19 protein-coding genes are annotated in these 19981 nt (G+C 50.3%); 10 read left to right on the top strand and 9 right to left on the bottom strand.

Annotated features, from left to right (window positions below):
* Both Q0991_RS10000 and Q0991_RS09995 read left to right on the top strand, forming a co-directional pair.
* Positions 1–358, top strand: a 358-nt coding sequence (locus Q0991_RS10000; RefSeq protein WP_299415374.1) for a DUF4079 domain-containing protein, incomplete at its 5' end; no start/stop codon positions are given.
* 58 nt (positions 359–416) lie between these two features.
* A complete protein-coding gene (locus Q0991_RS09995) occupies positions 417–848 on the top strand; it encodes a GFA family protein (RefSeq protein WP_299487929.1) in 432 nt (143 codons plus the stop codon).
* 25 nt (positions 849–873) lie between these two features.
* On the opposite strand, the gene Q0991_RS09990 is transcribed toward Q0991_RS09995, so the two are convergent.
* Positions 874–1506, bottom strand: a complete 633-nt coding sequence (locus Q0991_RS09990) for a flavin prenyltransferase UbiX (protein WP_299487927.1) — start codon at positions 1504–1506, stop codon at positions 874–876.
* 193 nt (positions 1507–1699) lie between these two features.
* On the opposite strand from Q0991_RS09990, the gene Q0991_RS09985 reads away from it, so the two are divergent.
* Genes Q0991_RS09985 through Q0991_RS09975 form a run of 3 tightly spaced genes read left to right on the top strand, consistent with a single transcriptional unit; the run spans position 1700 to position 3331 of the window.
* A complete protein-coding gene (locus tag Q0991_RS09985) occupies positions 1700–2176 on the top strand; it encodes a VanZ family protein (protein WP_299487925.1) in 477 nt (158 codons plus the stop codon).
* On the top strand, positions 2176–2559 hold the full coding sequence (locus Q0991_RS09980) for a VOC family protein (RefSeq protein ID WP_299487923.1): 384 nt from the start codon (positions 2176–2178) through the stop codon (positions 2557–2559). The genes Q0991_RS09985 and Q0991_RS09980 overlap by 1 nt, the downstream gene beginning before the upstream one ends.
* Positions 2537–3331: an MOSC N-terminal beta barrel domain-containing protein gene (locus tag Q0991_RS09975; RefSeq protein ID WP_299487921.1), complete on the top strand. Its 795-nt coding sequence runs from the start codon at positions 2537–2539 to the stop codon at positions 3329–3331. Before Q0991_RS09980 ends, Q0991_RS09975 begins: the two co-directional genes overlap by 23 nt.
* 7 nt (positions 3332–3338) lie before the next feature.
* Here Q0991_RS09975 and ffh read toward each other — a convergent pair whose 3' ends face one another.
* From ffh to Q0991_RS09945, 6 genes are all read right to left on the bottom strand, one after another.
* Positions 3339–4769, bottom strand: a complete 1431-nt coding sequence (gene ffh / locus Q0991_RS09970; protein ID WP_299487920.1) for a signal recognition particle protein — start codon at positions 4767–4769, stop codon at positions 3339–3341.
* A 53-nt stretch (positions 4770–4822) separates the two neighbouring features.
* Positions 4823–5989 carry a glycosyltransferase family 1 protein gene (locus Q0991_RS09965; RefSeq protein WP_299487930.1) on the bottom strand — a complete coding sequence of 389 codons (1167 nt, stop codon included), beginning with the start codon at positions 5987–5989 and terminating at the stop codon, positions 4823–4825.
* A gap of 185 nt (positions 5990–6174) precedes the next feature.
* Positions 6175–7572 carry an aminopeptidase P family protein gene (locus Q0991_RS09960; protein WP_299487919.1) on the bottom strand — a complete coding sequence of 466 codons (1398 nt, stop codon included), beginning with the start codon at positions 7570–7572 and terminating at the stop codon, positions 6175–6177.
* Between the two features lie 2 nt (positions 7573–7574).
* Positions 7575–8273 (bottom strand): HpsJ family protein, encoded by a 699-nt coding sequence (locus Q0991_RS09955; protein WP_299487917.1) that lies wholly within the window; start codon positions 8271–8273, stop codon positions 7575–7577.
* An 81-nt stretch (positions 8274–8354) separates the two neighbouring features.
* The gene (gene crtA, locus Q0991_RS09950; protein WP_299487915.1) at positions 8355–9914 is read right to left on the bottom strand and encodes a cyanoexosortase A; all 1560 of its coding nucleotides are present in this window, start codon (positions 9912–9914) and stop codon (positions 8355–8357) included.
* Between the two features lie 66 nt (positions 9915–9980).
* The gene (locus tag Q0991_RS09945; RefSeq protein WP_299487914.1) at positions 9981–10904 is read right to left on the bottom strand and encodes a M23 family metallopeptidase; all 924 of its coding nucleotides are present in this window, start codon (positions 10902–10904) and stop codon (positions 9981–9983) included.
* A gap of 345 nt (positions 10905–11249) precedes the next feature.
* Between Q0991_RS09945 and Q0991_RS09940 the strand changes: the two genes are divergently transcribed.
* Positions 11250–11792 carry a hypothetical protein gene (locus Q0991_RS09940; protein WP_299487912.1) on the top strand — a complete coding sequence of 181 codons (543 nt, stop codon included), beginning with the start codon at positions 11250–11252 and terminating at the stop codon, positions 11790–11792.
* 20 nt (positions 11793–11812) lie between these two features.
* Here the strand turns inward: Q0991_RS09940 and Q0991_RS09935 are convergent, their stop codons facing one another.
* On the bottom strand, positions 11813–12184 hold the full coding sequence (locus Q0991_RS09935) for a hypothetical protein (protein ID WP_299487910.1): 372 nt from the start codon (positions 12182–12184) through the stop codon (positions 11813–11815).
* Positions 12185–12348: 164 nt separating this feature from the next.
* Here Q0991_RS09935 and Q0991_RS09930 point away from each other — a divergent pair, with 164 nt between their 5' ends.
* Positions 12349–14532: a transglycosylase SLT domain-containing protein gene (locus Q0991_RS09930; RefSeq protein ID WP_299487908.1), complete on the top strand. Its 2184-nt coding sequence runs from the start codon at positions 12349–12351 to the stop codon at positions 14530–14532.
* 68 nt (positions 14533–14600) lie between these two features.
* Here the strand turns inward: Q0991_RS09930 and Q0991_RS09925 are convergent, their stop codons facing one another.
* Positions 14601–15269 (bottom strand): hypothetical protein, encoded by a 669-nt coding sequence (locus Q0991_RS09925; RefSeq protein WP_299487907.1) that lies wholly within the window; start codon positions 15267–15269, stop codon positions 14601–14603.
* Between the two features lie 526 nt (positions 15270–15795).
* On the opposite strand from Q0991_RS09925, the gene ppk1 reads away from it, so the two are divergent.
* From ppk1 to Q0991_RS09910, 3 genes are all read left to right on the top strand, one after another.
* The gene (gene ppk1, locus Q0991_RS09920) at positions 15796–18195 is read left to right on the top strand and encodes a polyphosphate kinase 1 (protein WP_299487904.1); all 2400 of its coding nucleotides are present in this window, start codon (positions 15796–15798) and stop codon (positions 18193–18195) included.
* A gap of 118 nt (positions 18196–18313) precedes the next feature.
* On the top strand, positions 18314–18517 hold the full coding sequence (locus Q0991_RS09915) for a hypothetical protein (protein WP_299487901.1): 204 nt from the start codon (positions 18314–18316) through the stop codon (positions 18515–18517).
* Between the two features lie 459 nt (positions 18518–18976).
* Positions 18977–19771 (top strand): PspA/IM30 family protein, encoded by a 795-nt coding sequence (locus Q0991_RS09910; RefSeq protein ID WP_299487900.1) that lies wholly within the window; start codon positions 18977–18979, stop codon positions 19769–19771.
* Positions 19772–19981: the final 210 nt, after the last annotated feature.

The raw sequence follows: 19981 nt of genomic DNA, 5'->3' as shown, positions 1-19981 counted from the left end.
ACTAGGGATTGCCCTACGAAGATTGCGACTCCGTCACGGTGAAGCTTCTTGGGGATGGTTACGTTATATCCACTATGGGTTGGGTATTACGCTAGTACTAACCATTTTAGAATTGATGACCATTGGCATCTTAGGTGCCTCCACTTATGAGGGAACCTCCGGTCATTCATCCCATTTACCTGCTGGTTTATTAGTGGCCGGCTTAACTCTTGCCTCAGCTTGGGCTGCCAGTCGTGTTCATCCTAAACGGCCTTGGGCACGGCCCCTCCATGTCAGTATTAACGGCATGCTGTTCTTAGCATTAACAGCCGTGTCTTGGACGGGTTGGTCGGTGCTACAGAATTATCTGCCCCAGTAGGCCCTAACGAATCTTCAATTCACAAGTCTGCAGTCATGACTGCGGACTATTTTGGCTTATGCAAAAACTAAGTGGTCGCTGTCTCTGTGAAGGAATCGCTTATGAGATTTCGGGCGAGCTAGGTCCCATCTTTAACTGCCATTGCTCAAAATGCAGGCGCTGGCATGGGGCTGCTTTTCGCACCCGAGCCACCATCAATGCCCAACAATTCAAGTGGATTAGAGGCGAAGAGCTGCTGTCTCGCTACCATTCGTCTGAGTTGGTCGTGAAGCATTTTTGCTCTGTCTGTGGCTCCAATCTGATCAGCACCTATGACAATGACCCTGATAAAATCGGCGTTCCCTTAGGGGGGCTAGATCAAGCGCCTCACAATGTCCCAGAGGGCCATATTTATGTGGGGTCCAAATCACCTTGGTTCACCATTACAGATGACCTTCCCCAGTACGATACCTGGCCAGGTAGCCATGCCAAAGTTCGCGAGACCCGCTAAGTTCTCTTTGATAAGCCGCTAAGCATTATGCAGTCGGTTCAGTTCCCTGCCAACGCTGCAGGGGCACACAATCGATTCCGAGTTGATCTAAAGCCCGAGCGACCACAAAGTCTGCTAGGTCTTCGATGGTTTGGGGGTTGTGGTACCAGGCAGGAATCGCAGGAACAATCCGGGCTCCCGCTTCTGCCAATGTAGTCAGATTGCGCAGATGAATGAGGCTGAAGGGGGTTTCTCTAGGCACGATTACTAAAGGACGTCGTTCCTTCAGGTGAACATCAGCTGTTCGCTCTAATAGGCTAGAACTGAGTCCCGCAGCAATTTTAGCCACCGTACTCATACTGCAAGGAATCACCAGCATCCCTAAAGTACGAAAGGAACCGCTGGCAATGCCTGCACCAACGTTAGTCGCAGCATGGCAGGTTAACTTTCCACCCCATTCATCGGCTTGCTGACGCCAAAACTGCTCTTGCTTAACAGGATCAGCGGGCATACGAATATTTTGTTCAGCTTGCCAAACCTGGTAAGTGGCCTTAGACGCCACCAGCTCAATCGAATAATTCGCGCGTAGCAAAAACTTAATGGTGCGCACGGCATAGAGTAAGCCAGATGCACCAGACACGCCTATAGTAACGGGTAAAGGTGAGTTAGAGTGAGACACAAGCGTAGGCCATAAAAGAGGGGTATTTCGCCTCAGCGGAACGTTTCATTATAACGTTGCTACTCTGTATCCCTCACACAGAAAGCGATCCCCAACCTAGGCTTGATCTCTACTCTGCTTGCAGGATAAGTGCTGTAGAGAAGGGGATAGAGCAATCTCTCCATACGTACAGCTTGACACCAAGGAACCCAGATTGAATCGAACTTTCTTCTCATCCAAAGGCTTTACACTGCTCTGTTGGACAGTGTGGATGGGGGTCATGGTCCAGTTTTCCACTCAGCGATGGGGTGGCGAGCAGACCCAATCCATTCTGACAACCTTCTTAGATTGGAGTGTTCCAGCCGTGCTGAATGCCCTTAGCCCAGAACAACTACACACCCTGAACTTTATCGTTCGCAAAGGGGCGCACTTAACGGAATATGCTATTCTCACTACCCTTTGTTTCACAATGGGGACATGGGGGTTCCAACAACCTTGGAAATTCGTATTACCCTTTGCAGTTCTAGGTTCAGCCATCTTTGCGGTCACTGATGAGATTCATCAGAGCTTTGTCCCTAATCGTGGTGCGTCTCCCATCGATGTGATGATCGATATTACGGGTGCCTTGATCGCAGTGAGCTTGATCAGTATTTGGAAAACCCAGTTTCAACCTGAGACGAAACAAGATTGATGACGGTAACTCAGTTTTTACATGCAGCCTTGCTCGTGCAAGATTTAGAGCGCTCTCGGCAGTTTTATGGCGAGGTGCTGGGCTTAACAGAATGTCCCCGTCCCTTTGATTTTCCAGGAGCTTGGTATCAAATCGGTCCTCAACAGTTGCATATCATGGTGTCTCCAGACTATTCCGCTCGACAAGCCGATCAAGAACGATGGGGACGCAATCGCCATGTGGCTCTGGCCGTTGCCAATTTAGAGGACTGTCAAACCCAGCTCAAAGCAGCCGGCGTCACCTACCAGTTAAGCCACTCGGGCCGAGCTGCATTATTTGTTCACGATCCAGATGGCAACATTATTGAGCTAAGCCAAGTCGATGCCCCACCTAGCCAGAATTGATCTGTATCCTTTTAAGTCTTTAGATGGCGTTACGGTCCAATCCGCTCATATTTTGGCAAGTGGAGCCCTAGAACATGATCGGGAATATGCTTGCTTTGATCGCCAGGGAAAAGTGGTGAATGGTAAACGATTTGCCCAGATTCATCAGTTGCGATCGCAATTCTCCAACGACTACCAACTCCTAACCCTACAAGCCCCTAATACCAATCCTCAAACTTTCCATATCGACCAAGAACGCGGCGCTTTAGAAGCATGGCTAAGCAACTTCTTTCAGCTTGAGATCCAGGTTCAACACAATTCAGCATTAGGCTTTCCCGACGATACCGACTCCCCCGGCCCGACTCTGATTAGTACAGCGACCCTGGAAGCGGTCGCCAATTGGTACCCCGATCTGACCGTTACAGAACTACGTCGTCGCCTGCGTACCAACCTAGAGATAGGCGGTGTACCAGCTTTTTGGGAAGATCAGCTCTTCGCTGATGCAGACCATCTGGTTCAATTTCAAATTGGGTCCGTGGTTCTAGAAGGCGTCAATCCTTGTCAGCGCTGCATCGTCCCTACCCGTCATTCTCAAACAGGTGTTGCAACCCCTCAATTCCAAAAGACCTTTTTTCAAAATCGAAAGCAAGCTCTGCCAGACTGGGTAAATTCAGCACGCTTCAATCATTTCTACCGCTTGGCGGTTAATACACGCATTCCACAAGGGACAGGCAACACATTAGCCCTAGGAGACGTTATCAGCATCAACAGCATTATTCGCAATGATGCATGACCCACCCCTACAAATCGCCAAACCCTTTTCTCTTCTTGTTTTTCTTCTTCTTACCCATTCCGCCTCGCCAACCCCCGCGACTGGGGCGACCGCCCCCCATCATCGGGTTGCCAGCCCCAGCGGGAGACATCCCTGGCATCTGCCCTTGTCCCATTTGCTGCATCATCGAACGCATGCGCTGGAACTCCGTCACTAACTTACCGACATCGTTTTGGGTATAGCCAGATCCCTTGGCAATCCGGCGACGCCGACTCGGGGAGTTGGAGAGCAACTGGGGGTTCTTGCGTTCCTCCTTGGTCATAGAGTTAATCATCGCTTCCGTCTGCTTCAGCTTCGTTTCCCCTTCCTGGAGCTGAGAGCTAGACAGCTTGTTCATCCCTGGGATTAGCTTCATCACCCCGCCCAGAGAGCCCATATTCTTCAGCAACCGCATCTGCTTGAGAAAATCTGTGAAGTCGAATTGCGCTTCCAGAATTTTCTTCTGCATTTTTTCGGCATCGGCAATGTCGATCTCTTCCTGGGCTTTTTCCACCAGGGTGAGCACATCTCCCATTCCCAGGATCCGAGAGGCCATCCGGTCGGGATAGAAGGGTTGCAAGGCTTCAACTTTTTCCCCAACCCCGACAAATTTGATCGGTTTACCAGAAATCTGGCGAATCGATAGGGCTGCGCCACCGCGAGTATCCCCGTCCATTTTGGTTAAAATGGCCCCGGTTATGCCAATCTGATCATGAAAGGTGCGGGTCAGATTGGCGGCTTCCTGACCCGTCATGGCATCGACGACCAGCAAGGTCTCGTCCGGCTTAATCGCTTTTTTAATGTCCGCCAGCTCAGACATCATTTCCGGGTCAATTTGCAGACGACCGGCGGTATCCACAATCACTGTGTCCACATTTTGCTCGCGGGCCGCCGCTAAACCCTGGCGGGCAATCTCAACAGGGTTGGCATCTGTTCCCAGTTGGAAGACCGGCACATCAATCTGCTCACCCAGAGTTACCAACTGGTCGATGGCTGCTGGACGGTAGATGTCTGTGGCGACGAGTAATGCCGTTTGTTCTTGCTTGCGTAAATGGAGTGCCAGTTTGGCTGTGGCAGTGGTTTTACCCGTTCCTTGCAAACCCGCCATTAAAATCACGGTCGGCGGCTGATTAGATTCGGCTAGGGGCTCGTTTGTGGCCCCCATAATCTCGACCAGCTGATCGTGAACAATTTTGATAAATTGCTGATCCGGCTGGACACCTGCGATTACCTCGGCCCCCAAGGATGCTTCCCGTACCTCTTCAATAAATTCTTTGACAACCTGCAGATTGACATCGGCTTCCAGCAGCGCTCGTCGAACTTCGCGCAGGGCATCTTGAATATTCGACTCCGAGATTTTAGCCTGACCCCGGAGGGTTTTCCAGGCTGATTCAAGCCGATCGGATAGGGCTTCAAACATAGCGGGTTACCTATTTGCAGATAATTATTTTGACATAGGAGCAGGAGGCACTGCTACTTGGAGGAGACAGTAGCAGAAGAGGGGGTTCGAATTACGCTCGACTTAGGTTGCTTTTCTAGCACCGTTTGGTAATAACCTTCCAACTGCCGCGTCGCCGCCGCCCAACCCCAGCGTTCCGCTTCTACTCGGGCATTCCGACGGATGGTTTCCCGCTCGTCGGAGTTGTTGAGCAAGCGTTGGGTCGCTTGAATAAAGTCTTGATCATCGTTGGGGTTAAAGAGATAGCCATTAACCTCATCTTCCACAATGTCAGTAATCCCACCAGAGCGAGCCGCCACCACGGGGCATCCCGCTGCCATCGCTTCTAGTAGCACCAAGCCCAAGGTTTCCGTTCGAGATGGAAACATAAAACAATCGGCTGAGGCAAAGGCCGAAGCCAACGTCTTGCCCGACATATATCCGGCAAAATAAGTTTTAGTGCCGGCAAAATGCTTTTCCAGCTCTTGCCGATAGGGACCATCCCCCACCAAGGCCAGACGCGCTGAGGGCATAGCATCAAGAATCAGCTTAATCCGGTCAATTTCTTTTTCGGCCGAGAGTCGTCCAACATAGAGCAATAAGGGATCGTCAGAATTCCCTTGGCTGAGTAGCATCCGCATGTCATCCGAGGCAAGTTCAGGCTGAAAGGTATCGATATCAACCCCTCGTTGCCAAAGTGCCAGACGTTCAATACCTTGCTCCCCCAGTTCTTCCACCATGGCATTCGAGGTGCAGAGATTTAAGAGGGCCTGATTATGCCCCGCTTTAAGCATTTCCCACAACACTCCTTCGAGCATCCCCAAGCCGTAGTATTTCAAATAGTGGGGCAAGTGAGTGTGGTAGGACGCCACCAAAGGGATGCGATGCATCTTGCTAAAGAACAATCCGGCCAATCCCAACACTGCCGGATTGACCACATGCACCAAGTCAGGCTGAAAGCGAGAGAGAGCATCACCAATGGAGGGACGAGGCAGTGCTAACTTCAGTTCGGGATACAAGGGTAACGGAAAAGCTGAAACCCCGTGAACTTGGGCGCCTTTATATTCAGTAATGCCACCGTCAGGAGAAAAGACCAATACTTGATGGCCATCTTTCTGCAAATGAGCAACCGTATGACAGAGGCGGGTGACAATTCCATCGACCTTGGGCAGGAAGGTTTCAGTAAAAAAGGCAATTCGCATGGATACAGTTGCATCGAAAGGATCAGAGGAACATCGCAGCCAAGCGGAGGTGGTCTGCTGTTCTGAGAGGCGGTTTGGCCCGAGGACCTTCTTTTCAAAGTACCAGGAAGTCGGAATGTTTAGAACTGCTTTCTCCAAGAACCGATGCCCAAGCTAGGGACAGAACATCCACAAAGTCCTATCGATTAAGACTTTGAAGCCTGCACACAGGCCTCCACTGCTGCTGCCTGGGTGGGTAAAGCGGACGTTAAGACCTGGCCTCCCTCTGGTGTGACTAAGACGTCATCTTCAATGCGAATGCCCCGCACGTCTCTAAAGTGGGCCAGGCGCTCCCAATTGACGCAATCTCGATACTGCTCGCGCAAATTCGGCTGATTGAGCAGAGCGGGAATTTGGTAAAAGCCCGGTTCAATGGTGACTAGCATATGAGATTGCAAAGGACGATCTAAACGGAGGTAGCGGAGCCCCATGCGATCGCATCTTTGTCTCCCAAGCGCATATCCCGCCAGATCCCCTAAATCCTCCATATCATGCACATCCAACCCCAGTAAATGCCCAATGCCGTGCGGGAAAAATAACGCATAGGCATCTCGTTCGACCAGTTCGTCAGGACATCCCTTAAGAATGCCTACATCGACCAGTCCCGCAGCGATAATCTGAGCCGCCAATAGATGTAGATCACGATACTCTAAGCCTGGGGCGATCTGGGCAATACAAGCATCATGAGCGGCCAGCACAATGTCATAGAGATCACGCTGGGTGGATGAGAAGCAGCCGGATACAGGCCAAGTGCGAGTGACATCGGCAGCCCACCCTAAGGGTGTCTCGGCCCCTGCATCTACCAGCAGCAAATCGCCTGGCTCTAGGGGATGGGGATAGACATCATTATGGAGAATTTCGCCATGAACAGTCACGATACTGGCATAGGCGGTGGGACATTGATGCGCCATCATCACTGATTCAATTTCAGCACGAAGGGCAGCCTCCGATGGGCAGGACAGCGTTGTCTTCATCCCCTGTAAATGGGCTGCTACCGTTATTTGAGCGGCTTGCTGCAACTGGTCTTGGGCAAAGTCATCCTGTTGCAGGCGTAGTTGCACCATGGCTTGGGCCAGTTGTAAATCAGACCTCGCTGATTCACTCGCAGGTTCACAGGAGCGATTCTCAAGGACGGTGCGTCCCAGCCATTCCGACTGCTGTTGGCGACAGGCTTGTGTCGAAGCTGGAAGTGAGGCCACCTGTTTGGCCCAATGGGGAACGGCCGATAAAGGCGCATGGGCCTCAGCTCCGATTTGAGCTGCGAGTGCTGACCGACTCCAAGCGGGGCCATGCCATAAGGCCACCTCTGGTGACGGCTCATCCCAAAAGAGCGTGAGCTGACCTGCTTCTAAGCCAATCACAGCGTTCTGAAGTGGTAAACCAGCAAAGTATAAAAAATGACTACTGGCTCGAAACGGAAAACAATTGGCAGCAAAGTTACGAGCAACTGACACTCCTGACCAGAGTAAGACGGGCTGATCAATCTGCTGGGCAAGTTGGCGACGCCGATGATGTAAACACTTGAGAGCCGTGGGGTTGAGCACCCTTACTTCATCCTGACTGGGGGAAATTGACGAACGGTATTTCCAATATATAGAAAAGACAGCCCAGCAACCAAAGCTCCCACCAGCCACTTGATGGTCCGTTTTTGCAGTTGAGCGGGTTGTTGAGACGCCCGGCTAATTTGAGCGTTTAAACTCGCCTGGTTAGCTTTAAGCTGAGCCAATACACCAGCTTTGATCTCCGCTTGATTCTGCCCTTCTGCCAAATTCGGTTGAAATTTTTGAGCCCATTCCGCTACGTCTGATGCGGGTGCCTCACTTAAACGTTGTTCCAATTTTTGAATATCAGCGGCCTGTTGAATCAAGGTTTCGCTAGCCGTTTGATGCTGATTACTTAAGCGCAAACTATCCGAAATGCCTAACGGGATCATCAAACAATAAGCAAGACCAATGATAATAGCAAGCGCCGGAACCGCTTTGAAGCACAATCGATCCAAAGATTGGCGAAACCGACGCCCACCTGATGCCACTAATGCAAACCCAATCAATGGTACAGGGGAGCGCTCAACCAATCGACCGATTGTTTCTAGCTCCCAGGCTGGATCGAGCAGTTGAGGCGGCAAGATCGTGGCCAGCGTGTCGACCAGGGTTAACAGCAGCAGCGCATAGCCTGTTAGACGTAAGACAAACGTGGATAACCATTGACTTTTGCTGGGTGATGCGGCAGACGGTTTATTTTCCATGAATCATCCATTTTCGCTCGGGACAATGATACAGAACGGGACGCCTAACTTACTAAGGGTCTTGCAGACTAAGCGTCTTGCTTACTGAGTCCCCAGTCTAGGGACCCGATTGTGCCACCATTTCTGCCAGGATACCCAGTTTTCTTCCAAAATAGAGAATGCTTGCTGGGAAGACTGTTGGTTTAAGGGAATAGACATATGAGTCCAGAGGCAGCGATCGTCAATGTAGTCGCGCCCTAAGAGATACAAGTGACTATTCCAATTTTGAATAAACTGTCCCTCTTCAACAGTAGATAGGCCGCCCGGATCAAAACAAGCGCTGAGATAGGCTTGGTTGCGGTGGGTGTAAAGCGCGTAAAAATTGGCTCCTTGCTGACGGATCTGAAGGTTTGGCTGGGTCTTTAGCCGCTGACCATTGAGGGGATAATTGGCCAAAAATATTCCCAAATCTCCCATTGTCCCGGTGACATAACTCATCTGAATTTGCACCCGGTGACCGCGAGCCTGATACTGATATTGGTGTTGGGTCAAGATTTCTGAGTAGGCGTTCCGCCTTTGACCAGGCAAGGATGTGCTTTGGACCAATTGGGCTGATGGCAACGGAACCTGCCGAGGAAAGGCAAAGGCTTGACCCTCACGATTTAGAGTCTTCCAGGCTGCACCTGAAGCCACGACTATCACACCGATCAGCACCGATGCAACGATCACCCAGGGCGGCCGATCGACCGATTCGACCTGAGCGTGAGAGATGGGCTGAGGATACTCCTTTCGATGCAATAGAAACATGCAAAATCCGGCGAAGAGTAACATGGCGATCACCGGAAAAACATTGGATCCTTCCCCTTCATGCCAATAGTGAAATGCATCTTGGTAGTCAGACGCAGCCAGTACCGTCATCACCCCTAACCGAATCACATTGACACCGTAGGCCAAACTAATAGCAACCACCGGCACAAGGAGTTTTTCCAGCAGGGTTGTCGGCACCATCACCAAAAAGATTAAGGCCAGCCTGAACAGCTCTAGCATGGCCTTTAGACCTGAACAGCCCCGATAGACCTCAATCCCGCCAGCGGGTAATAGGACAAATACACCTTGGCGTTTAACCTCAAACCCCGTGTACCACAACAGCGCAGTGGTAGATTGGGCAGCCACATCACTGATATTGATCAGCTGATCGGTCCATTGAGCCCATATTCCTTCTGGCAACGCCAGAACCAGCATCACCCCTAACTCTTTGCCATAGGCTTGCAGGTATTTAGCACTGAAGGCGATCAAGCCCAATCCTAAACAAAACAGAAACGGCTGAATCCGCAGAAAGGGATCATAATCAACCATGACCCAGCCTTTGTATAACGCCCAAGCCAGGAATAAACAACCAGCTACGGTTGAATAAGGTTCATGGCGGATCGCCAACGACTGCCGACGCGTCCAAAGGGAATACGCCGGAATAATCCAGCAAAGCGCCATGATAGCAACGAGATCCGCGTTGCGGGTGTGAATCCAGGCCAGACTGAGATTGAGGACGGCGAGGCTAACACCGAGGGTTCCCAAGCATGGTTTGGGGTCTAAAACCAATTTTTGCAGTTGCGCCAGCCTGAAAAAGTGCATGCCAGGGAAACGATGAGGGGACAATCGGCTCATATCTCCACTACAGGGCGTCCGGTTGAGAGTGAACACTCGGGGATAGTGAGAAAGTGCCCCATCCTCTTATTTCAAGGTGCGGGCTAATTGATCATTGTGACAGGCCCCTGCGATCGCAAACGGGACGGTTTTAGTAAACTTTCGTTGGCGGCTGGGCTTTTGGACTTCGACATGCAGATGGGGTCCTGTACTCCAGCCAGAATTGCCACTATAGCCAATCAACTGTCCCGCTTCTACCCAGTCCCCCGCTTTAATGGACACTTTTTGTCGAAATCCTTGCTGAAGATGGACATAGACCGAGCGATATCCTTCATCATGCTCGATCCAAACATAGTTAAAACGAGCAATATTTTCTTTACCCCCGCCAGTATCAGGATACTTGTCTTGAACGGCAATGACTTTACCTGCTCGCATGGCATAGACGGGCGTACCAATACTGGTTGCTAAATCATAGGCAAATTCCATCCGTCCCTGATGCGTTCTGCCGCGAATGCCTTGACTGAGCCACCCTTGACCATTCAATGGATGACAAAAACCTCGCAGCGGTGAAGAGACGGACGCCGTTTTAGGTAACGGGGACTGCACAAAAGCAGGGTAATGGATCTGAGACGCTGGTGAAGTCGTTACATCACTGATGGTCGAGTCCGGTTCTCCTCCCCCAATCTCATGTCCTAATACTAAAGGATGAGAGTGACGCTCACTGGAGTCTGGCACATCTGGCAGTTGAGCCATTACTTTGGGCAAGCTAGGTAAGAGCGCACTGGCGGACACCACACAGGTGGCAATCACATTGCGAAAAAATTGTTCATTTAAGGCTTGCCGAACTTGCTTGGGGGTCACCACCCCTTGCTGTACCAAGACTTCCCCCAATTTTTGGTGGCTAGCCCGTTGGGTCCTTAACGCATTTTTCAATTGAGCTGCATTGATCAATCCTTTTTGCAGCAGGACCTCACCTACTCTAATTTTGTCTTGATTGCGCTGCTTGATCACTGGTTGCTCCTGGGGGGTATTCTTACAGAATAAGGACGAAAGGCTAGAAAAATGGCGTAAAAGAGACCATTTTTGGAAGCTAACCCTGTCACATACAATCTGAAGCCGTCATCGAATGGGGAAACGAGAGGGGTATGATACAAATACTTTGTTGGCAAAATAGAGCTTAAAACTCTAGAATCATCCCTAGTCCTAGTTTTCCCCGATCCAAGACAAAAGCGATCTCTGGCCCAACAAGAACTTTGACTCTGGCAGCTTTGACCAGTAATGTTTTGACTGCAAGGGTATGTCCACCTTGGCAATTCAGACTGGACAAGTTGTGGTGATCTGCACAAAAGAGGAATGATGGTGGCTCTGTTCAAAAAGCTTGGCGTCGCTTTCCATAACCCTAAACCGCTATTGTGGCAATGCTGCCGATGGGGGATGATTAGTGGTTTAGCGTTGGGGCCATTGCCTGTGCAAGCCTGTTTGGGTATCCAAGGTCAAGAATATACCGACCTTCCCGCAGATTTTTGCCAGGGCTATGCGGATGCCCTTCTGGGTAAACAAGGACCGTATGAGTATGGGGTCGTGGTGTGCGATCGCACAGAAGGATCATACTTTTTCCTGCAACGCCTGGTGCGATATACCGATCAACAACGGGCGGTATGGAAAGTGGTGCAAATTAAGCCCTTGTCTAAACTCCGCCCCAACGAGCTGGCCCTCAGCCAAGGCTGTCAACAGGTCGATCAAAACCGAGCAGGGATACTCGCCGTCGTCCGCGAGCAAGCCAATAGGTTGACCACTCACCGGGCTTGGGCCATTGACTTTGCAACCGAAGCCCTTATCTCCCTAGACCCGACTACCGTCAATTGTGAGCCTGAACTGCAACCCGAACTAGTTCCCTAACGCAGCGCTCATCAGCCGCACTAGTCAACTGTAGTGACATCAACCGCTTGCACATCAATGGTGCCGGGTTCAGTCGGACGCTGAAAATTCGCATTCTCGACGGCAACGGACTGGCCGCAAAACGGACAGGTTGTTTGCGTATTTTTCAACCCCGTCAGGGGATTCCCGCAAGACGGGCAAGTGCCTTGAATAAGATTCCGTCCTAGCCACCAGCGAAGCCCTACAAACAAAAGGATAGGGGTAACTAGAATTAAGCCAAACAAGACCAGCAAAGATTTCAGCAGCCAACCCAGGCCAACATAGCCCAAGAGCAAGAAAATTAAAATAAAGGTGAACCAGGATCGGAGGGCAGATATGCCAAGGGATATCCGCTGAGATTGATTAAGATTCACGGGGGCTCCTCAGCCTAAATTAGAGCGGCTTTCTCTATTCATCTTAATTGGTTCACCTTCCGCCTGGCGGGATCAGTCACTAAACGCAATGGAATCGGGACTGGTCATCGCATAATTTTCTAGAATGCAATGAGCTTTCCTATTTTTTAACCTTTGTTATCCCCATGGATAATTCTCCCAGTCCGTTAGGATCCTTGTTCAAACGTATCGCCCCATGGCTGATCTCAATGGGACTCAGTTCGGCCCTAGTTTTAGGCCTAGCTTGGGTTTTTCTCAAACCCAAACTGGAATCAACAAATCAGCAACCGCGATCGCAACAAGTCTCGCCCGTCAGTTCCACTTTGGTTGCCCTCCGTTCGCTGCCCGCGGCGCAACGTCTTGACCCTCTTCGGCAGCTCGCCCAGCAAGGCACGCCTGTCGAGCGAAATCAGGCCCGGTACGTTTTAGCTGCAGACCTGATTCAGCTGCAGCAAGGGGAAGAAGCGTTACGCTGGTTAGAGGGTCTAGAAGCACGCTACCCACTGCTCGCCAGTCATATTGCTGTATTGCAAGCCCAGGCCCAAACCCAAGTTGGACAAACCGAACCCGCTCAGGAGACCTGGCAGCGAATTGTGGCCGACTACCCTCAAGAACCGGCGGTCGCAGAAGCCTTATTTGTACTAGGCAAACAAAAACCGGAGTTTTGGCAGCAGGCCCTGACCGACGTTCCGGTCCATCCCAGAGCCGTAGATATCGCGGTCGAACAACTCAAACAGACCCCCAAACAGTTGAAGCTGCTGCGGTTAATTGCCGAGCATGGCCTGTTTCTCCCCAATTATGGAGATTACTTGACCCAACTAACCACGAATTTCAAGGCCCAACTCCAGCCCTCCGATTGGCAAATGATCGCTTTTGGGTACTGGGAAAAGCAGATGTACAAAGAAGGGGCACTGGCCTATGCCCAGGCCCCTCAAACGCCTCAAACAGCTTATCGAGCAGCGAGAGGATTGCAGTTAGGGGGGAAGAAACAAGACGCGATCGCAGCCTATCAAAAAATGATTGCGGCCTATCCCCAAGCAAAGGAAACCCCCCTGGCTCTCAGCAAGCTCGCCAGTCTGGAGAAAGACCTGAGCCAGGCTGCTACGTTCTACGATCGCGCCTTGCAGCTGAGTCAAACTCAGCAGCCCAATTTAGCGGCCCAAATTCTCTGGGAGCGCATTCAACGATTACAGAAAGCCAAGCAGCCCGCTCAATCTTTTCAGCAAACCTTGCTACAACAGTTTTCACAAACCGACGTTGCAGCAGCCCTGCGTTGGCAACAGGTGAAGCAACAGCGTAAAGCGGGTAACTTAGCAGATGCACGTCAACTCGCCTTGCAAATCCAAGACCAAAACCCCAACAGTCCCCAGGCAGCAGCAGCGGTATTCTGGGCCGGGAAGTGGGCATCCTCTCCCCAAGACCGTCAAACCGCCTTTCAAACCCTGTGGAAAAACTATCCTGATTCCTACTACGCATGGCGAGCAGCCGTACTGTCGGGCTGGGCGGTGGGCGACTTTAATTCAATCCGCTCCTTCCAGCCCCAAATTCAGTTTCCAAGCTCGCCGCTCCCCTTAGCATCAGGATCACCGGCCCTGCAAGAACTGTACCAATTAGGACAGAATAAAACCGCTTGGGAACGCTGGCAATGGGAGTTTCGCAATCGCCAGCAGCCTAGCTTATCCGAGCAGTTGACGGATGGTTTATTACGACTAGGCGTGGGGGATTACTTAGATGGCATCTATATGCTGGCTAATCTAGACACTCGGGCGCGTGAAGAATCAGATCCACAGGATCTGGTCAGTCAATGGCAAACCCACCCTGGCTTTGCACAGGCCCTCTTTCCCTTGGCCTATTTCGCGCCCATCCGTCAGTGGTCTAATCAGCGCAATCTCAATCCCTTGCTAGTGCTCAGCCTGATGCGGCAAGAATCTCGCTTTCAGCCTAAAATCCGCTCTGTGGCGGGGGCTGTGGGATTGATGCAGGTGCTACCAGAAACAGCCGAATGGGTGAGTCAGAAAGCTGGTCTGAAAACCTATCAGATCGATGGGGTTGAGGACAATATCAACCTTGGCACCTGGTATCTGGACTACACGCATCGGAACTATAACGACAATTCCATGCTTGCGATCGCAAGCTATAATGCCGGACCTGGCAATGTTGATCAATGGGTAAACCAAACGCCCATCACCGATGTGGATATATTTGTGGAAGAGATTCCCTTCCCTGAGACGAGAAACTATGTCAAGTCTGTTTTGGAAAATTATTGGAATTATTTGAGACTCTATAATCCCCAAGTCCAACAAGCCCTTGAGATTCAGGGAACGTTCTAGGCTCTCCGCGGATTGCCAGTTCCGGGCTGAAGCAGATAATCACTGACTGCAGCCAATGCCATCCACTGTTAATTCCGCAATCGGAGATATCCACGCATCCCGGAGCGAAGGGGGCTACGACCTTCACGATCTTGATAGCTACCACTCGGCGCAGTCCGACCATTGGACCCTTGCCGAGCCCAGACGACTAAATCTTGACTCGACACTCGAATGGCTCCACCTAGAACCTTAATGACGAGTTGGCCATTTTCACATTCCATCCCCCTGAGAGAATGCCATTTTTCTCGATGGCTGGTGGGGCCTTGCCCCCAAACCAATAGGTCCAAGGGAATGCCAGAGCGAACGCTATATCCACGTCCCCAGCACACTCTCCACAACTCCTTGGCGGTGGTGCAGTGCATCTCATGATTCTCGGATGGTGGGCAATAACGATAGATATAGCAATCGCTTTGCTCGCTTTTGGCTAACGGATAAAAACTTTGACCCGTCATGGCGTCATGGAGGACATTCCAATAGGCCGAGATGGGGCGAATCTTAGCCGAGATCGGCGCTTGTTTCATATTCGCCGTAGAGATCACCCCTTCCTTGTTGTCAATGAGCTGCATACTGCCAAACAGAGGCTCTGTCCGTAGATTGGCGTTCGACAATAAAACGGGGCGACCTTGCACAAACCCTTCAACAAAGGTTTGAATCAATTCACTATCTGAGAGTGAATCATCAGAATTGTGAGAAGGCATGGTTAGATTAGGGTGAGTAAGGACCATGATGGTGTTCTACCTGCTGTTGAGTCAGATGTAGCGAAATCAATTAGAACGAAATGTTCAAATCAGACCACTGTAAACAGTGGATACCCCCAGCAGTGATCCAAATATAGCATCGGCATATTCAGACCCGCACTATCAATCTTTACTTTTGTCAAAAAATATTTAAAAAAAGTCGAGTCTGTCCCCCTGTTCACATTTAAAGCCGACCGGCAAATCTTCAACACCAGTCCCATGTCCATGGATGAATCGATTAGGATCAGAAATGACGCATGACACGAGACCTTTGGTGCAATGTATTCGCCCTGTCTGATTGTGCATCTGGCAAAGGAGGGTTCAACGGGCTCTAGGCTCTAGTCTATGTAACGATCGCTGCAATTGTGAGGTACGATTTAACGTATTTTTTACCTACACGTCGCAGAATTAAGCTCAAAGCCCCTCCCATTAACCCTAACAGTCCCCCCATCCCTCAATCTTTAATCCAACCAGACCACTCAAATCCATGGGTAATGACACCGTTCGCATTTACACGTTGGCACGGGAACTTCAACTGAGTTCCAAAGCGGTGCTCGCGCTCAGTCAACACTTAAACATTGACGCTACCACACCCAGCAGTTCCGTCACTCGAGCCGAGGCCCACCGTCTAGCTGAAATAGCCCAAACGAACGGTAAGGGGGCTGAGGAGCCTGCAAGGGACAGGGTCGAGGACGCCACCGTTACATCCGCTTCGGCTGATATTGACTTGCACCATCCTGACTACTATCTCAATCGCGAAATCAGCTGGTTGAGATTTAATCAACGGGTGCTGCATGAAGCCTTTGACGAGCGGACTTTACTGCTCGAACGCCTCAAGTTTATGGCGATTTACAGCTCCAATTTAGATGAGTATTTTATGGTTCGCATCTCTGGCCTCAAGCAGCAAATCGCAGCTCAGGTCACCCAGCGTTCCCTTGATGGCCTCACAGCTCAAGCTCAACTGGAAGCCATCCACCGTGAACTCAAGCCGGAAATTCACCAGCAACACCAATATTTTACGGAGTTTCTCAAACCAGAGCTGAAGAAGAACAATATTTGCCTCCTAGATTACGAGAACCTTAATCCTCAGCAAGTTGCGTTCTTACATCAATATTTTCTGGAGCAAATCTTTCCAGTGCTAACCCCCCTGGCCGTTGATCCAGGTCATCCATTTCCCTATATTTCTAATCTCAGTCTGAATTTGGCCGTTTTGGTCAAAGATGCCCAGACTGGAGACGGCCATTTTGCCCGCGTCAAAGTGCCCAGTATGTTACCGCGGTTTATCGAACTTCCAGAAGACAGTTGCGATGGTTCGGTCTGTCGATGGAGTGGCGTTCCCATTGAGCAAGTGATTGCCCATAATCTGGAATTTCTATTTCCGGGGATGGCGATTCAAGCTTGCTATCCCTTTCGGATCACTCGGAATGCCGATTTAGAACTGGAAGAAGATGAAGCTGACGATCTGTTATTGGCCATTGAAGAAGAATTGCGGAAGCGGCGCTTCGGCTTCGTGGTGCGGATGGAGATTCAAGAGGGAACGCCCGATTTTATTTGCCAGACATTAATGCGGGAGTTGGGCCTAACAGAAAGCGATGTGTATCGCATTGAAGGGTTGTTGAGCTTAAACGATTTGATGGGGTTAGCATTCTTACCGTTCTCTCACCTTCAGCAGGCTCCCTGGACACCGATTGTGCCATCACGTTTACGTAAGGTGGAGCAGCTAGAGATCCCCGTTGCCAGTGTGAATGGCCATCCTGAAAAAAGTATCAAAGAGCATCCAACCGATATATTTTCGGTGATTCGGGGTGGCGATTTGTTGGTCCATCATCCCTATGATTCTTTTACGGCGACGGTGCAAAAATTTATCAAGCAGGCGGCCTATGATCCGAATGTTTTGACGATTAAGATGACCCTCTATCGAACAGCAGGGGACAGTGGATTAACCAGTTCCCCAATTGTCAGTAGTCTGATTGCAGCGGCAGAGAATGGCAAGCAAGTGGTGGCCCTCGTCGAGCTCAAAGCCCGCTTTGATGAGGAGAATAATATTGTGTGGGCCCGGAAACTCGAAAAGGTGGGGGTTCATGTGGTCTATGGGTTAGTGGGTCTTAAAACGCACACCAAAATTGCTCTGGTGGTCAGACGCGAAGATAAGCAAATTCGCCGCTATGTCCATATCGGGACGGGCAATTATAATCCCAAAACGGCTCGCCTCTACACTGATTTGGGGTTGTTGAGTTGCCGAGAAGAGCTAGGGGCGGATCTGACGGATTTATTCAATTATTTGACGGGTTTTTCCCGACATCAGAACTATCGCAAGTTAGTGGTAGCTCCCGTGAATTTGCGCGATCGCATTCTGGAATTAATTGATCGTGAAGTGGACCATCAACGCCAGGGGAATTCAGGCCGAATCATCGCCAAAATGAATTCTCTGGTTGATCCCAAAATTATTCGCGCCCTCTATCAGGCCTCCCAAGCAGGCGTCAGCATTGATCTAATTGTCCGGGGGATTTGCAGCCTCAAACCCGGTTTAGCAGGGATTAGTGAGAATATCCGGGTCATTAGCATTATTGGCCGATTCCTGGAACATGACCGCATTTTCTATTTTCATAACCAGGAGCAGCCCACGGTTCTGATCGGGAGTGCAGATTGGCGACCCCGAAACCTTGATCGTCGAGTCGAAGCCGTTGTCCCGATTGAAGATCCAGCCTTAGTGGCAGAGCTACGGGAGTTACTAGAAATTATGCTGTCGGACAATCGCCAAGCTTGGGATTTACAGCCAGATGGCACCTTTATTCAACGTCGTCCGGGGCCAGATGAGCCTGAACGGTCTACCCATGAGCTGTTGATGCAGCGGGCAACTCAGTATGCCCATTGTCTGTTGCACTAGCGTCCTGGGTTATATTGCCGATAGATCCTGCTAAACCTTGTCGATCGGTTCAAGACTCAAGCTAGCTGGGTCGTCATTACTCTTTCTTACGTGGTTTGCAAACCATCTTAGACCCATCATGTCAGATCAAATTTTTGCACTGTTTCTCGGTTTTGGGTTTATCTGGGTGATGATGGGTGTAGGCGGGATGGTTGTACTGATGCGATCGCAAAATCAACCCCTCCGCTTTAACCAGGACGGTCTGCTGGTCTTCCTGCCGATTCTGCTTGTATTTCTGATTGCCCTCAGTTTTGGGGCAGTGGTATTAGCCAAAAGCGGATAGGCAACAGTTGGATCTCCTTACACCTCGCCTCCAAGACTGCCTGGATTATCACGTCTGGACAAAAATACTTCGCCCCTCTGAACCGTGACCAAAAAAGCATGGTCTTTTGCTTAACATCTTGAATCAGAATTGAGATTGTTAGAATGCAATCAGTAGATCTAACTCAAAATTTGGCATTTCTGCGAGATCGCATGAGAAGTTGGTTTAACTTCCATTCGGCATTGCGTAGCAACGAAACTGAAGTGGGTAAACTGAGACTGTTCAACCTTAGTTTGAATATCATTAAAACCCTGTTTATTTCGCTTCAATCCAGAAAGAAGCCAAGTACCATAAAAAGGTAGATCATATTGATTCAACAGGCGTTTGCCTTTGTCCTGATATCGCTGCCCCTCAAAGCTTCACTTAACCGAGCATCAGAAATTGTCATAGAAGTTCATTGTTTTAAGGAAAAACCGAGTCATGGGATTATTTGACCGCGTTAGTCGGGTTGTTCGTTCAAACCTCAATGCAGTTGTCAGCTCAGCTGAAGATCCAGAAAAAATTCTGGAGCAAACCGTTGAGGATATGCGTGAAGACTTAGTGCAGTTGCGCCAAGCCGTTGCCCAATCCATCGCTGCCCAAAAGCGGTTAGAACAGCAATATAATCAAGCCCAAACTCAGTCTTCTGAATGGTATCGACGTGCCCAACTCGCCCTTCAAAAAGGGGATGAAAACTTGGCTCGCGAAGCCCTGTCTCGCAAGCAAAGCTTTACCGATACCGCCAATGGCCTCAAAACACAGTTGGACCAATCCACCAACCAAGTGGCAACGCTCAAGCGCAACATGACAGCGCTTGAGAGCAAGATTGCGGAGGCCAAGACCAAGAAAGAAATGCTCAAAGCTCGGGCTCGAGCTGCCAAAGCCAGTGAGCAAATCAATAAGGCAATGGGCCGAGTCGATACCTCAGGTGCGATTGGCGCTTTTGAGCGGATGGAAGAAAAAGTGATGCAAATGGAAGCCCAGTCCGAAGCGGTCGCTGAATTGGCGGGCGATACTTTAGAAAGTCAATTTGCTAGTTTAGAGGCCGGGAGTGATGTAGATGCAGAATTGGCAATGTTAAAAGCGCAGTTGTCGGAGCCACCCGCTTTAGAAGGAACACCTGCTGCACCGGAAGCCTTACCTGCCGCTAGCACTGAACCGATTGATACGCCTCAACAACAAACCCCTGTAGACGCTGAATTAGAAGAATTACGCAATAAATTAGATCAAATTTAAATTCAGATTTTCGGATATAGCCGCCATGTCTCTATAGCTAAGACATGGCGGCTATCGGCTGGCTCTATGACCTAATGGGGTTGGATACCGTTGCATAGGTCTTGGTTCCAGAGACAGGAATTGGGATTCAGCACTGCCTCAATGAGCACTGCCTAAGGTTAATATTTTGGATTTCGGAGACGGTGGCTGGGCAAACGTCTTTCACTGGTC

This window comes from Acaryochloris sp. IP29b_bin.137, from assembly GCF_028285745.1.
Lineage (GTDB): Bacteria > Cyanobacteriota > Cyanobacteriia > Thermosynechococcales > Thermosynechococcaceae > Acaryochloris.
The sequence above is the reverse complement of the archived record's forward strand: the minus strand, read 5'-3'. Positions and strand labels throughout refer to the sequence as shown.

Excerpts from the sequence above, each read along its gene's own strand:
- Q0991_RS09995 (WP_299487929.1), top strand. The coding sequence starts at position 417 with ATGCAAAAACTAAGTGGTCGCTGTCTCTGTGAAGGAATCGCTTATGAG.
- Q0991_RS09980 (WP_299487923.1), top strand. The coding sequence starts at position 2,176 with ATGACGGTAACTCAGTTTTTACATGCAGCCTTGCTCGTGCAAGATTTA.
- Q0991_RS09975 (WP_299487921.1), top strand. The coding sequence starts at position 2,537 with ATGCCCCACCTAGCCAGAATTGATCTGTATCCTTTTAAGTCTTTAGAT.
- ffh (WP_299487920.1), bottom strand. The coding sequence starts at position 4,769 with ATGTTTGAAGCCCTATCCGATCGGCTTGAATCAGCCTGGAAAACCCTC.
- Q0991_RS09965 (WP_299487930.1), bottom strand. The coding sequence starts at position 5,989 with ATGCGAATTGCCTTTTTTACTGAAACCTTCCTGCCCAAGGTCGATGGA.
- Q0991_RS09955 (WP_299487917.1), bottom strand. The coding sequence starts at position 8,273 with ATGGAAAATAAACCGTCTGCCGCATCACCCAGCAAAAGTCAATGGTTA.
- crtA (WP_299487915.1), bottom strand. The coding sequence starts at position 9,914 with ATGAGCCGATTGTCCCCTCATCGTTTCCCTGGCATGCACTTTTTCAGG.
- Q0991_RS09940 (WP_299487912.1), top strand. The coding sequence starts at position 11,250 with ATGGTGGCTCTGTTCAAAAAGCTTGGCGTCGCTTTCCATAACCCTAAA.
- Q0991_RS09930 (WP_299487908.1), top strand. The coding sequence starts at position 12,349 with ATGGATAATTCTCCCAGTCCGTTAGGATCCTTGTTCAAACGTATCGCC.
- Q0991_RS09925 (WP_299487907.1), bottom strand. The coding sequence starts at position 15,269 with ATGCCTTCTCACAATTCTGATGATTCACTCTCAGATAGTGAATTGATT.
- ppk1 (WP_299487904.1), top strand. The coding sequence starts at position 15,796 with ATGGGTAATGACACCGTTCGCATTTACACGTTGGCACGGGAACTTCAA.
- Q0991_RS09915 (WP_299487901.1), top strand. The coding sequence starts at position 18,314 with ATGTCAGATCAAATTTTTGCACTGTTTCTCGGTTTTGGGTTTATCTGG.
- Q0991_RS09910 (WP_299487900.1), top strand. The coding sequence starts at position 18,977 with ATGGGATTATTTGACCGCGTTAGTCGGGTTGTTCGTTCAAACCTCAAT.